General features: G+C 73.6%; 13 protein-coding genes and 1 pseudogene. 13 read left to right on the top strand and 1 reads right to left on the bottom strand.

Features of this window, described 5'->3' with window-relative positions; all coding sequences use genetic code 11:
- Window positions 1-29 precede the first annotated feature (29 nt).
- Window positions 30-1,004, bottom strand: coding sequence for an NADP-dependent oxidoreductase (locus AB0883_RS09320; RefSeq protein ID WP_366640771.1), 975 nt, complete (start codon window positions 1,002-1,004; stop codon window positions 30-32).
- 94 nt (window positions 1,005-1,098) lie between these two features.
- Between AB0883_RS09320 and AB0883_RS09315 the strand changes: the two genes are divergently transcribed.
- The 13 genes and pseudogenes from AB0883_RS09315 (at window position 1,099) to AB0883_RS09255 (ending at window position 12,455) form a co-directional block, all read left to right on the top strand.
- Window positions 1,099-2,088, top strand: a complete 990-nt coding sequence (locus AB0883_RS09315; protein WP_366640770.1) for a helix-turn-helix domain-containing protein — start codon at window positions 1,099-1,101, stop codon at window positions 2,086-2,088.
- A 67-nt stretch (window positions 2,089-2,155) separates the two neighbouring features.
- Entirely contained in the window at window positions 2,156-2,944 is a 789-nt protein-coding gene (locus AB0883_RS09310) for a hypothetical protein (RefSeq protein WP_366640769.1), read from the top strand.
- Window positions 2,945-3,014: 70 nt separating this feature from the next.
- Window positions 3,015-3,347 carry a PadR family transcriptional regulator gene (locus AB0883_RS09305; protein ID WP_366640768.1) on the top strand — a complete coding sequence of 111 codons (333 nt, stop codon included), beginning with the start codon at window positions 3,015-3,017 and terminating at the stop codon, window positions 3,345-3,347.
- Window positions 3,344-4,363: a hypothetical protein gene (locus AB0883_RS09300; RefSeq protein WP_366640767.1), complete on the top strand. Its 1,020-nt coding sequence runs from the start codon at window positions 3,344-3,346 to the stop codon at window positions 4,361-4,363. The genes AB0883_RS09305 and AB0883_RS09300 overlap by 4 nt, the downstream gene beginning before the upstream one ends.
- Before the next feature lie 210 nt (window positions 4,364-4,573).
- A pseudogene (locus AB0883_RS09295) lies at window positions 4,574-4,963 on the top strand (hypothetical protein); the annotation flags it as partial.
- 201 nt (window positions 4,964-5,164) lie between these two features.
- Complete coding sequence (locus tag AB0883_RS09290; RefSeq protein ID WP_366640766.1) at window positions 5,165-5,851, top strand: dienelactone hydrolase family protein; 687 nt, start codon at window positions 5,165-5,167, stop codon at window positions 5,849-5,851.
- A gap of 19 nt (window positions 5,852-5,870) precedes the next feature.
- Window positions 5,871-6,584: a uracil-DNA glycosylase gene (locus tag AB0883_RS09285; RefSeq protein WP_366641688.1), complete on the top strand. Its 714-nt coding sequence runs from the start codon at window positions 5,871-5,873 to the stop codon at window positions 6,582-6,584.
- Between the two features lie 78 nt (window positions 6,585-6,662).
- A complete protein-coding gene (locus tag AB0883_RS09280) occupies window positions 6,663-7,409 on the top strand; it encodes a DUF4129 domain-containing protein (RefSeq protein ID WP_366640765.1) in 747 nt (248 codons plus the stop codon).
- A gap of 49 nt (window positions 7,410-7,458) precedes the next feature.
- Complete coding sequence (locus AB0883_RS09275) at window positions 7,459-8,043, top strand: hypothetical protein (protein WP_366640764.1); 585 nt, start codon at window positions 7,459-7,461, stop codon at window positions 8,041-8,043.
- The gene (locus AB0883_RS09270) at window positions 8,040-9,038 is read left to right on the top strand and encodes a MoxR family ATPase (protein WP_121396538.1); all 999 of its coding nucleotides are present in this window, start codon (window positions 8,040-8,042) and stop codon (window positions 9,036-9,038) included. Before AB0883_RS09275 ends, AB0883_RS09270 begins: the two co-directional genes overlap by 4 nt.
- Before the next feature lie 14 nt (window positions 9,039-9,052).
- Window positions 9,053-10,447, top strand: a complete 1,395-nt coding sequence (locus AB0883_RS09265; RefSeq protein ID WP_366641687.1) for a DUF58 domain-containing protein — start codon at window positions 9,053-9,055, stop codon at window positions 10,445-10,447.
- 8 nt (window positions 10,448-10,455) lie between these two features.
- The gene (locus AB0883_RS09260) at window positions 10,456-11,016 is read left to right on the top strand and encodes a hypothetical protein (RefSeq protein ID WP_366641686.1); all 561 of its coding nucleotides are present in this window, start codon (window positions 10,456-10,458) and stop codon (window positions 11,014-11,016) included.
- Window positions 11,017-11,120: 104 nt separating this feature from the next.
- Window positions 11,121-12,455, top strand: a complete 1,335-nt coding sequence (locus tag AB0883_RS09255; protein WP_366640763.1) for an NAD(P)/FAD-dependent oxidoreductase — start codon at window positions 11,121-11,123, stop codon at window positions 12,453-12,455.
- Window positions 12,456-12,473: the final 18 nt, after the last annotated feature.

The following is a 12,473-nucleotide window of genomic DNA, read 5'->3' as shown; positions in this document are numbered from 1 at the left end:
GCCCTCGGGGGCGGGTGCGAGGACGGGCCTCAGGCGATGACGGAAAGGACGATCTTTCCGGTGGTTCTGTTGGTCTCGCCGCGCTCGTGGGCGCGGGCCGCCTCTCTCAGCGGGAGAGTCGTGTCGACGAGTGGCCGCAGCTGCCCGCGAGCGACCAGGTCCGCGACCGCCTTCATGCCCGCCTGGTCGGGCTCGACGAGCATCCGGGTGGCGCGGACGCCGAGCTTCTCGGCGAGGTCGGCGGGGAAGTCCGGGGCCACGGGGAGGAGGGAGACGAGGATCCCGCCCCTGCGGAGGGTGCGCAGCGAGCGCGGGGTGTAGTCCCCGCCGACGGTGTCGAGCACGACGTCGATGTCCCGCAGGACGACGCCGAAGTCGTCCGTCGTGTAGTCGATCAACTCGTCCGCGCCGAGTCCGCGAAGAAGGTCGTGCTTGCCGGCTCTCGCGGTGCCGACGACCCATGCGCCCCGGGCCTTGGCGATCTGCACCGCCAGGTGTCCGACTCCGCCGGCGGCGGCATGGACGAGGACGCGCTGGCCCGGCTGGATGTCGGCGGTGTCGACGAGAGCCTGCCACGCGGTCAGGGACGCCAGGGGCAGCGCGGCGGCGGTCGTGTGGTCGATGTTCGCCGGTTTACGGCAGAAGTGCCGGGCGGGTGCGGTCACGAACTCCGCGTACGCGCCTGCCGGATGCGGGAAGCGCGGCATGCCGAACACCTCGTCGCCCGCCGCGAACAGGGTCACCCCGGGCCCCACCTCCTCGACCACCCCGGATACGTCGAAGCCCAGGACGAACGGGGGGAGTACGCCGGTGGCGAACTGCCCGCGAGCGCGGGTCTTCCAGTCGGTGGGGTTCACCCCCGCGGCGTGGACCCGGACGAGGATCTCGCCGGGTGCGGGGACCGGACGCGCCATCTCGATGATTTTCAGGACGTCGGGTGTCCCGGCCACGTCCTGGCTGACGGCGAACATCCGGTTCGGCGCTCGCCCTGAGCTGGTTGTCACTGGACTCCTCACCTGTCGTGCCGGCCGCGTGGGCGGCCGTGCCCGTCCAGCATCTCCGGAGGGGCGGTGCCGCTGCCGCGGCCAGATGGACAACATGTGTCAGGATCTGGCCATGCATCGCGTCGTTGTGCTCGCGCTTCCCGGCGTCGTCCCGTTCGAGCTGGCCATCCCCTCGCGCCTCTTCGGCGCCGCCCTCGGCTCCGACGGCGATCCGCTGTACTCGGTGACCACCTGCTCGATCGATGGCGGCCCTGTCGAGACCTCGGCCGACTTCGCGATCGCCGTGGACCACGACCACACCGCGCTGGCCCAGGCGGACACCGTGGTGATCCCTCCCTCCGCGAGCGGACGGAAGTGGGGCGAGGAGAAGGCTCTTCCGGTGCCGCTGCGGGACGCGCTGGGGCTCGTCCGCCCCGGCGCGCGGGTGATGGCGATCTGTACGGGCTCCTACGTCCTGGCGGCGGCGGGAATCCTCGACGGACGCCCGGTGACGACCCACTGGCGTGAGTCCGACCACCTTCAGGGCCTGTACCCGGACCTCATGGTCAACGCCGATGTCCTCTTCATCGACGACGGCAACGTGCTCACGTCGGCGGGCGTCTCGGCGGGAATCGACCTGTGCCTGCACGTGATTCGGCGCGACCACGGCAGCGAGATCGCCAACGAGGCTGCGCGTTCCTGCGTGGTGCCACCCTGGCGCGACGGGGGCCAGGCCCAGTACATCCGGCGCCCGGTGGTCGAGGCGGAATCGACGACGACGGCACCGGCCCGGGCGTGGGCGCTCGAACACCTCGATCGCCCGTTGGCCCTGGCTGAGCTTGCCGCCCGGTCGAACATGAGTGTGCGGACATTCAGCAGGCGGTTCCAGGACGAGGTGGGGGTGAGCCCGATGACCTGGCTCACCCAGCAGCGGGTCGAGCGCGCCCGGGAGCTGCTTGAGAGCTCAGACCTCCCGGTAGACAGGATCGCGGAGCAGGCCGGGTTCGGCTCAGGTGGTTCGCTCCGGCAGCACCTGTTGGCTGCCACCGGGGTGTCGCCGCGCGCCTACCGGCGAACATTCCGGCCGGCTCCGGCGGGCCGGTAGCGCCGGCGCCGCACCCATCGGACCTCAGGCCCTGTTGCGCGACAGGGGGTGCCGGTATGTTCTCGCCATGCTCGCCGATCCCGCTCAGCTGTTGCCCCGTCCGGTGCTGTGCGTGCTCGGCGCCGGCCTGGACTTCGACACGGTGGGCAGGATCGCGGCCCAGGCGGGAGCCGCAGCCGGCTTCACGCTCGACGACGAATACTCCGAGCGGGAGCACGACCCGCGGATGTCCCACGCGTTCGAGGCGAGCCTGGCCGGGGTCAGCTTCACCGACGCCGACTGGGCGGCGGTAGCGGCGCACGACAGCGTCGCGTACGTGCTGTCCCGGCCCCTGCGGGCTGTCACGATGCCGCCGGAGCTGTTGCGGCCGACGCTGCTGGAGGTCTCGCGCGCGGCGCTGGCCGTGTCGGCCGCACTCCTGCGCTCCGGTGCCACCGCCGTGAAGAACGAGAGCAACGGTGTCGCGCACGGCCGGGACCGGTGGCTCTCCCTGGCCGACGAAGCGGCCGCCGCGACGACGGCCGCGGAGCTGGCCGGCGTGCTGTACCGCGCCACCGTCAAGCGACCGATCCGCGCCGGCGAGTCGTCGTACAGCTGCGGCATGCATCTGCTCGGCGCGCCCGACGTGGAACTCCTGACGACCGACGGCGGGGTCGAGGACCGCGTCACCCTGATGGACACGCTGGCGCTGTACCTCCTGACCGACGAGCGGGCGGCGGAGATGGCCGACGGCGAAGGGTTCCGCCGCACCGCCGACTCCCCGCGTTGGCTGCTGGAGCACCGCCCGGACGACCGCCACGAGACCGACGACCTCTTCCACAATCCGCTCGGCTACTGGCGCCTGACACCCGCCTGACCGGAACACCCTCACCCCGCGCGGCGCGTCCCTTTGACGGTACTGTGCATTGCGTACTAGTGTGCATTGCGTGGACACCACACAACTGCTGAAGGGCGTGCTGGATCTCGCGGTCCTCGCCGTGCTCCGCGGGGAGGACGGCTACGGCTACGACATCCTGCGCCGGCTGCGCGACGCCGGGTTGGAGGAGGTCGGCGACGCCTCGGTCTACGGCACGCTGCGTCGGCTCTACGCCGCCGGCCTGCTGACCACCTACGTCGTGCCGAGCGAGTCCGGCCCGCACCGCAAGTACTACTCCCTCAACGCCGCCGGCCGGGACCAGCTGACCCGCTCCGGCAAGCTCTGGCGCTCGTTCGCCACCACCATGGACGCACTGCTCGACGATCGGGGGATGGCGGCATGACCGTCACGGAGCAGGAGATCGCGGACTACGCCGCACGGGTCCGGGCCGCGCTGGCCGACCTGCCGCCGGCGCACCGCGACGAGTTGACCGAGGACCTGCCGGAGCACCTCGCCGAGGTCGCCGCCGAGGCCGACGGCTCGCTGGTCGACCGGCTCGGCGAGCCCGAGGCGTACGCGGCCGAGCTGCGCGCCGCCGCCGGGGTCGGCGCCGCCACCACCGGCGGGCGTCGCCACCGTCGCCTCGGTGTCGCCGTGGACCGGTTCCGCGCGCGGGCGCACCGCTGGGACGTGCAACTCGGACCACCCCTCGGGTACGCCACGGCCAGCGAGTTCCTCCGGCTGCTCCGGCCGGCCTGGTGGGTGCTGCGGGGCTACCTGGCCGCCATGCTCGTCACGGTGATCACGACCGGCGACACGTTCGGTGTGCTGCCCGAGCTCAACGGCAGCCTGCTGGCCGGCCTGGTCCTGCTCGCCGGCAGCGTGCTCGCCTCGATCTGGCTCGGCCACCACACGCCGGGCCTGACCCGACCCAAGCGGCGGATGCTGCACGTCGGCACGGCGGTGCTGGTGTTCTTCGGGCTGGTCGGCCTGGCCGACGTGAACGGCAGGGTCGGCAGCGGCGACCTCGGCTACGAGCAGATCTCGATCGACGACCGGTACGACCACATCCGCGACGTCTTCGTCTACGACCGCGAGGGGCGGCTGGTGGAGGACGTCCGGCTCTTCGACCAGAACGGCGATCCGATCCGGCTCGGCTACCCGGACTGCCCGGACGCGCACGACCCGAACGCGCTCGGTCTTCCGCTGCTGCGGACGTACCCGTACTGCCCGCAGCAGGCGCCGTTCGCGCCCCGGGCGCCGATCGGCCCCCTGCCGTCGGTGGGCGTGCCACCGCTGCCGGCACCCACCACGTCGGGCGACCCGGCCGAGCCCACGCCCACCCCGAGCGGCACTCCGACCACGGAATCCACGCCGACGGATGCGCCGGCCGCCACGCCGGCCCCGAGCCGGACGTGAACAGGATCATGGAATGAAGCTGGGAAATAGCTGAACGGATGAGTCCAGCGGGGCAACGGCTGTCGGTCCCGGTCGCTACGGTGTCGTCTGCTCACTCACCCCCCGGAAGGAAAACGCGTGTCAGAGCAGGTCGCACCGCCCCCCGCGTCGGACGCCGCCCAGCCCCCGTCGGCCGTCCAGGCGCCGCCCCCGGCGGAGCCCCAGGCCGAGAAGTCCGGTTCCAAGAAGCTGCTCGGCATCGTGGGCGCGATCGTCGTGTTCCTGGTCGTCGCGGGCCTCAAGTTCGGCATCGGCTCGGCGATCGGCAACTTCTTCAACAAGGACGAGACCGCTGAGGCCAAGGTCGGCGACTGCATCGCCGAGCTGCCCGAGGTGACCGGCACCAAGGAGGAGAAGGTCGACGGCGCGAAGGTCGTCGAGTGCACCGCCACCGACGCCGTCTACAACGTGGTCGGCCGCGTCGACGGGCAGACCCAGGCGCAGGCCCGCTCCGGCGAGGCGTGCGGCCAGTACATCAAGGAGGGCCAGGAGGGCTACGTCTACTACAGCATCGAGCCGGGCAAGACCGGCTACCTGCTGTGCCTGACGAAGAAGGCCTGATCCCCCGGCTCGACAGGACCGCCGACGGCGGCGCGGACATCGTCCGCGCCGCCGTCGGCGTCCGTGGGTACGGGGGGCGAACAGGAGGTGAATGCCACTGTTCCGGCGTCTTCCCCGGGGCGCTCACGGCGTGGCAGGCTACCGACACGTAGCAACACTGTGCGACCAGCCAACGATGACTGACCGCTAGGAGGACGGCCGATGGGCGAGATGGTGAGCTACCGCGGCAACGGGGGGACGGGCGAGGGGTATCTCGCGATACCCTCCGGCGGTGCGACCAGCCCTGCGGTCATCGTCATCCAGGACTGGTGGGGACTGGTGCCCCACGTCCGGGCGGTCGTGGACCGCTTCGCCGAGGCCGGTTTCGTCGCCCTCGCCCCGGACTTCCGCCACGGCGGCCCGGCCAGCAAGCCGAGCGAGCCCCGGCAGATGCTGAACAGCGCGCAGATGGACGAGGCGGCGGCGGACATCGCGGGCGCGGCGGACTACCTCACCGGGCGGCCCGAGGTCGCCGGCAAGGTGGGCTGCGCGGGCTTCTGCGCCGGGGCGAGCCTGGCCCTCTGGGCGGCGACCCGTTCCGAGCGGATCGTCGCCACCGCCGCCTTCTACCCCCGGCTGCCGTGGGACGGGATGCGCCCCGAGTGGCCCGACTACGCGGGCAAGGCGGCGCACATCCACTGCTCCGAAGAGGACGGCACCTCCGCCGCCGACGGCGTACGCACCGTCCGCCGCGCCATCGAGACCTCGGGCGGCACCTGCCAGACCTACGACTACCCCGGCACCTCGCACGCCTTCTTCAACGAGGACCGGCCGGAGCACTTCGACCAGCGCGCCGCCGCCACCGCCTGGGCCCGCACCCTCGAGCTCTTCCGGGCCAAGCTTGGCTGAGCCCCGTACGCCCGACGAGGTGGTCGCCCGCGCCGCGCGGGCGACCGACCTGGCCGACCTCGACGCCGCCGTCAGCGACTGCTTCGCCTGCCCGCGGCTGGTGCGGTGGCGGGAGGAGGTGGCCCGCGTCCGCCGGGCGGCGTTCCGGGACCAGGAGTACTGGGGCCGGCCGGTGCCCGGGCTCGGCGTCCCCGACGCGCGCATCGCGATCCTCGGCCTGGCGCCCGCCGCGCACGGCGGCAACCGCACGGGCCGCATCTTCACCGGCGACCGCTCCGGCGACGTCCTGTTCGCCGCGCTGCACCGGGCCGGGCTGGCCAACCAGCCGACCAGCGTCGCCGCCGACGACGGGCTGACGCTGCGCGACCTGCGGATCTTCTCCGCCGTGCGCTGCGCCCCGCCGGACAACAAGCCCACGCCGGAGGAGCGGGACACGTGCGCGCCGTGGCTGCACCGCGAGGTGACGCTGATCCGGCCCACCCTGCGCGTCGTGGTCGCGCTGGGCGCGTTCGCCTGGGCCTCGTGGTGGCCGGTGCTGCGCCAGGTGTACGGTCTGCGCCCGCCCAGCCCGCGACCGGCGTTCGGCCATGGGGCACACTGGTCCGGCACGGGCGCACCGGAGCTGCTCGGCTGCTACCACGTCAGCCAGCAGAACACCTTCACCGGGCGGCTGACACCAGGGATGCTGGACGACGTGTTCGCCCGGGCGAAGCAACTGGCCGGGGTGGACTGAGGCGCGGGGGCGATGGCGATGACGGACGTGACGCGTCGGTCCGTGCGACCCGCCCCGGTGGCCCGGAGGTAGCTCTCGATGGAACTCAACGTCCTGCGCAGGTGGTGGCCGGTCGTGGCGGTGGTGCTCCTGCTGGCCGTCGCCGCGCTGTCGTCCGCCCACTCGTCGATCGGCGCCAACCGGATCCCGCCCGCCGCCGACAGCATCCCCTACATCCCGGAATATCCGACCGCCGAGCCGGTCCCCTCGATCCCCGTCGAGCCGCGGGACACCGCCGAGACCACCGGGACGCGGATCCCGAAGTGGCTCGTCACCGCCGTCGTCGTGCTGCTCGGGCTGGCCCTGCTCGCCGCGTTCGGCTACCTCACCTGGACGCTGGTCCGGGGCGCGATGCGGCGCACCACCCGGGCGCTGCCGGCCCGGCGGTCCCGGCGGACGCCCGAGGGCACCGCCCGCGAGGTGGCCGCCGCCCTCGACGCCGGCCTGGAGGAGTTGGACGACCGCGACACCGATCCGCGTACGGCGGTCATCGCCTGCTGGGTGCGCCTGGAGCAGGCCGCGGCCGGGGCCGGCGTGTCCCGGCTGGCCGGCGACACCCCCACCGACCTGGTCACCCGGCTGTTGCGGGGCGACCCGTCGGTGGGCATCCCGGCCATCGCCAGCGCCGACGTGCTGGCCGAGTTCGCCCACGTCTACCGCGAGGCCCGGTACGCCACCCGGGAGGTCGACGAGCGCACCCGCGACCAGGCCCGGGCGGCGCTGCGCCGGCTGCGCGGCGAGCTGACCGCCGCGGTCGCCCCCGACGACGCCGAGGTGCCCGCGTGACCGGGACCGGGGCGCGGTCCCTGCCGGCCCGACGCGGCGAGGTGGCGCGGTGAGCAGCACCAGCATCGACGACCTGCTCAGCTCCGAGGAGGAGCGGACGGCGCCCGCCGAGCGGTCCCGGGGCGGGCGGGCCGGTCGGGTGTTCCGCACCCTGGCCGGCGTCGTGGCGGTCGTGGTCGTGCTGGTCGCCGGCCTGCGCGTGGTGGGTCTCCGGGTCTCCCTGCCGGTCCTCGTGGCCGGCGTGGTCGCGCTGTTCCTGGTGCGCCGGGTCGTCGCCGCCCTCGCGCCCCCGCCCCCGCCCCGCTCCGGCGGCCGGGTGCCGGCCGCCGCCGACGACGGCACCTGGAACTGGGGCGCCCGGGACGCGCTGCGCGCCGCGATCAACGGCTGGGAACGGCCGCTGGACTGGGCCGGAAGGGACCGGGAGCGGTTCGCCGGGCGGATCCTGCCCCGGATCGGCGAGCTGGCCGACGAGCGGCTGCGCCAGCGCCACGGCCTGACCCGCGAATCCGACCCGGAGCGGGCCCGTGCCCTGCTCGGTGACCGGCTCTGGGCCTTCCTCAGCACCCCCTCCCGCCGCCCCCCGTCGCCGCGCGACCTCGCGGCGATCGTCGCCGAACTGGAGAAGATATGAACGACGTGGACCGCAGCATGCCCGCCGCCGAGGTCGGCCACCTCGCCCGGTCGGTGCTGGAGGCGGTCGGTCAGGTCGTGGTCGGCAAGCGGGACGCGCTGGAACTGGTCCTCGCCGGGATCCTGGCCGGCGGGCACGTGCTGCTGGAGGATCTGCCGGGCCTCGGCAAGACGCTGACCGCGCGGTCCTTCGCGCAGGCGCTCGGGCTGGACTTCCGCCGCCTCCAGTTCACCCCCGACCTGCTGCCGGCCGACGTGACCGGTTCGTTCCTGTACGACCAGCGCAGCGGCGACTTCGCGTTCCGGGCCGGGCCGGTCTTCACCAACCTGCTCCTCGCCGACGAGATCAACCGGACCCCGCCGAAGACCCAGTCGGCCCTGCTGGAGGCGATGCAGGAGAAGCAGGTCTCGGTGGAGGGCGTGACGTACAAGCTGGACGAGCCGTTCCACGTCCTGGCCACCGCCAACCCCATCGAGTACGAGGGCACCTACCCGCTGCCGGAGGCGCAGCTCGACCGGTTCCTGCTCCGGGTCTCCTTCGGCTACCCGGAAGCCGAGGAGGAGTGGGAGGTGCTGCGCCGGCGGATGGCCCGCCGGCGCGAGGAGGCCGACATCAAGCCGGTGGTCGACGCCGAGACGCTGCGCGCCATGCAGGCCGCGCTGGAGGACGTGGTCGTGGAGGACTCCATCGGCCGCTACATCGTCGCGCTGACCGCCGCCACCCGCGAGCACCCGTCGGTGCTGGTCGGCGCCTCACCGCGCGGCTCGCTGGCGCTGCTGCTGCTGTCCCGCGTACGGGCCGTCATGGCCGGCCGCGACTACGTGGTGCCGGAGGACGTCAAGGAGGTCGCGGCGCCCGCCCTGGCACACCGGATCACGCTGCGCCCGGAGATGTGGCTGCGCCGCGTCGATCCGTCCTTCGTGGTCGGCGAGGTGCTGGAGGCGACCCCGGCCCCCGCCAGCGGCGCGCTGCCCAGCTACGCCGCCGGGCACTGATGGTCGCGCCCGCCGTGTCGCCCCGCGAGTCGCCGCCGCAGGAGCCGGAGCCCTCGACCGGGTGGGCCCCCACCTGGGCGCTCGGCCGGGCGGTCCTGCTCACCGGGCTGCTGCTGATCGCGGGGGTGCTGCTCGGCCGGGTCGACCTGGTCGTGCTGGCCGCCCCGTTCGCGATCGGCACCGCGTACGCGCTGCGCCGCCGGCCGACCGCCCTGCCCCAGGTCTGGATCTCCGCCGACGAGGGGCACCTCGTCGAGGGCGGCGAGCTGACCGGCACGGTCACCGTCGGCAACCCGGACCTGCTCGACTACGACGTGGCGGTGGTCCGCAGCCGGGTCTCGCCGTGGCTGCGCGTCGAGCGGGCGACGATCGCCGGGGCGACCGCGACGTCCGGCACCGGTTCGGCAACCGCCCCGTCAGTCGCCGAGCGGCCCTTCGTGACCGCCGTTCCCAGGGCCGCGGCCGTGGACCTGGAGCTGACCGGTACCGCGCTGCGCTGGGGGCGGCACCCCATCGGCCCGGCGGGCGCCCGGGCGGCCGCCGCGCAGGGACTGCTGGTCTCCCGCGCCGTGATCGCCGAGCCGTCCCGGCTGCGGGTCTACCCGAAGACCGAGCCGTTCGACGCGGTGGAGGCGATGCCCCGGGCCGCCGGCCTGGTCGGCGCGCACCACTCGCGCCGGCCCGGCGAGGGCGGCGAGCTGGCCGGCGTACGGGTCTTCGCGCCGGGGGACCGGCTGCGCCGGATCGACTGGCGGGTCTCGCTGCGCGCCCGGCAACTGCACGTGGCGGCCACCCTCTCCGACCGGGACGCCGAGGTGGTGGTGCTGCTCGACGTGCTCGCCGAGGCGGGCCGCTCGGGCGGCGTGGCCGGTGCCGCCTCCGTACTGGACACCACCGTCCGGGCCGCCGCCGCGATCGCCGAGCACTACCTGCACCGGGGCGACCGGGTGTCGATGCTCGAGTACGGCCCGGCCGCGCGCCGGCTGCGCCCGGCCACCGGCCGCCGGCAGTACCTGACCGTCCTGGAGTGGCTGCTGGAAGTGCGGGCGGAGTCCTCGCCGCACGAGCCGTACGACCAGGTGTTCGGGCCGCAGCTGTTGTCGGCGGACGCGCTGGTGGTGGTCCTCACCCCGCTGCTCGACGAGCGGTCGGCGCAGATGCTGGCCCGGCTGGCCCGCTCCGGGCGGTTCGTGGTCGCGGTGGACACCCTGCCGACGGATCTCACCCCGCCGAAGGACCGGGGCTGGGCCGAGGTGGCGTACCGGCTGTGGCGGCTGGACCGGGACACGATGATCGGACAACTGCGGGAGCACGGCGTGCCGGTGGTGCCCTGGGCCGGCGCGGGCAGCCTCGACCAGGTGCTGCGGGACGTGGCCCGCCTGGCGACCGCCCCGAGGGTGGCCCGGTGAGCGCGCCGGTGGACGCCGTCGTCGAACGGGTCCGGGCCGTGCGGTACGCCGCCGCCCGGGTCAGCCTGACGCCGCTGCTGGTGCGCGCCGGCATCTTCCTCACCGTGCTCGTGGGCCTCGCGCTGGCGTACCCGTCGCAGGTGCTCCTCGGCCGGCCGCTGCTCGCCCTCGTGGCGGTGGCGGTGCTGCCGGCGGTCGGGCCGCGCCGGGTCTGGCCGACCTTCGCGGCGCTGGTCACGGTCGGCGGCTGGCTGATGGCCACCGACGGGTACGGCCGACCGATCGCCCTCTGGCGGCTGCTCGCCGTGGCGGCGGCGCTCTACCTCACCCACACCCTCTGCGCGCTGGCCGCCGTGCTGCCGTACGACGCGGTGGTCGATCCGGACCTGATCGTGCGGTGGCTGGCCCGGGCCGGTGGGGTGCTGCTGGCCACCTTCGTCCTCGGTGTGCTGTTGGTCGAGGTCGGCGGGCTCGGTGGTGACGCCGGACACCAGGCGGCGACGGTGGTCGGTCTGCTCGTGGCGGTGGCGGTGGCGGCGTTGCTGGGGTGGCTGCTGCGCCGCAGGTGACAGCCCCTTTCGGGGGAAGTCGTGCAGGTCACAGGGGTTGTGCTCCGTCACAGAGAAGGGGCGCGAGCGGGATTAGCCGGGCCGCGCGGGGAAAGATAGATGACGTGAACCCGAAGCGGATCCTTGTGGTGGGTGCCGGGCACGTCGGTCTCTACGCGGCACTGCGCCTGTCGAAGAAGCTCAGCTCCCGTGAGGCTGAGGTCGTCGTGGTGGACCCTCAGCCCCACATGACCTACCAGCCGTTCCTGCCCGAGGCGGCTGCCGGGAACATCTCGCCCCGGCACTCCGTGGTGCCCCTGCGGCGGGAGTTGCGGCGGTGCAAGGTGGTGGCGGGCGCGGTGACCCGGATCGACCACCACCGCAAGACCGCCGTGGTGCAGCCCATCAGCGGCCCCACCCGGGAGATCCCGTACGACCACGTGGTGGTCGCCCCGGGTTCGGTGTCCCGGACGCTGCCGATCCCCGGCCTGCACGAGCACGGCATCGGCTTCAAGACCATCGGCGAGGCCATCTACCTGCGCAACCACGTGCTGGACCGGCTCGACGTGGCCGCCGCCACGCCGGACCCGGCCGTCCGCCGCTCGGCGCTGACCTTCACCTTCGTCGGCGGCGGGTACGCCGGCATCGAGGCGCTCGCCGAGATGGAGGACATGGCCCGGGACGCCCTGAAGTACTACCCGGAGCTCAAGCCGGAGGACATGCGCTGGGTGCTGGTCGAGGCGACCCAGCGGGTGCTGCCGGAGGTCGACCGGGACATGGGCGCCTACACGGTGCAGCAGCTGCTCAAGCGGAACATGGACATCCGGCTGGACACCCGCCTGGAGTCCTGCCTCGACGGGGTCGTGAAGCTCTCCGACGGCGACAGCTTCCGCTCCGACACCATCGTCTGGACCGCCGGCGTGAAGCCGTCGCCGATGCTGGACGCGACGGACTTCCCCCGCGACGAGCGGCGGCGGGTCACCTGCCTGCCGACCCTCCAGGTGGTCGACGGCGACCGGGTGGTCGACGGCGCCTGGAGCGCCGGTGACTGCGCGGCCGTGCCGGACCTGACCAAGGAGCCGGGCAACTACTGCTCGCCGAGCGCCCAGCACGCGGTGCGTCAGGCCGCCCGGATGGCCGACAACATCGTCAACGTCGTCCGTGGCCGGGAGCCGGTGGAGTACAAGCACAAGCACGCCGGCAGCGTCGCCAGCCTCGGCCTGCACAAGGGCGTGGCCCAGGTGTACGGGATCAAGATGACCGGCTGGCCGGCGTGGTTCATGCACCGGACGTACCACATGAGCCGGATCCCGTCGTTCAACCGCAAGGTCCGGGTCGTGGTCGACTGGACGTTGGCCTTCTTCCTCAAGCGCGAGGTGGTCGCCCTCGGCCAGCTGCACGATCCGCGCGAGGAGTTCGCCGAGGCGTCCCAGCCGGTCGGCGTCGCCCGCGCCGCCTGACGAAGCACGCGAAGCCCT

The sequence above is a fragment of the Micromonospora sp. NPDC047812 genome, from assembly GCF_040704175.1.
Classification (GTDB): domain Bacteria; phylum Actinomycetota; class Actinomycetes; order Mycobacteriales; family Micromonosporaceae; genus Micromonospora.
The sequence above is the reverse complement of the archived record's forward strand: the minus strand, read 5'-3'. Positions and strand labels throughout refer to the sequence as shown.

Coding starts and splice junctions, on each gene's coding strand:
- AB0883_RS09315 (WP_366640770.1), top strand. CDS start 1,099: ATGTGTCAGGATCTGGCCATGCATCGCGTCGTTGTGCTCGCGCTTCCC.
- AB0883_RS09310 (WP_366640769.1), top strand. CDS start 2,156: ATGCTCGCCGATCCCGCTCAGCTGTTGCCCCGTCCGGTGCTGTGCGTG.
- AB0883_RS09300 (WP_366640767.1), top strand. CDS start 3,344: ATGACCGTCACGGAGCAGGAGATCGCGGACTACGCCGCACGGGTCCGG.
- AB0883_RS09290 (WP_366640766.1), top strand. CDS start 5,165: ATGGGCGAGATGGTGAGCTACCGCGGCAACGGGGGGACGGGCGAGGGG.
- AB0883_RS09280 (WP_366640765.1), top strand. CDS start 6,663: ATGGAACTCAACGTCCTGCGCAGGTGGTGGCCGGTCGTGGCGGTGGTG.
- AB0883_RS09270 (WP_121396538.1), top strand. CDS start 8,040: ATGAACGACGTGGACCGCAGCATGCCCGCCGCCGAGGTCGGCCACCTC.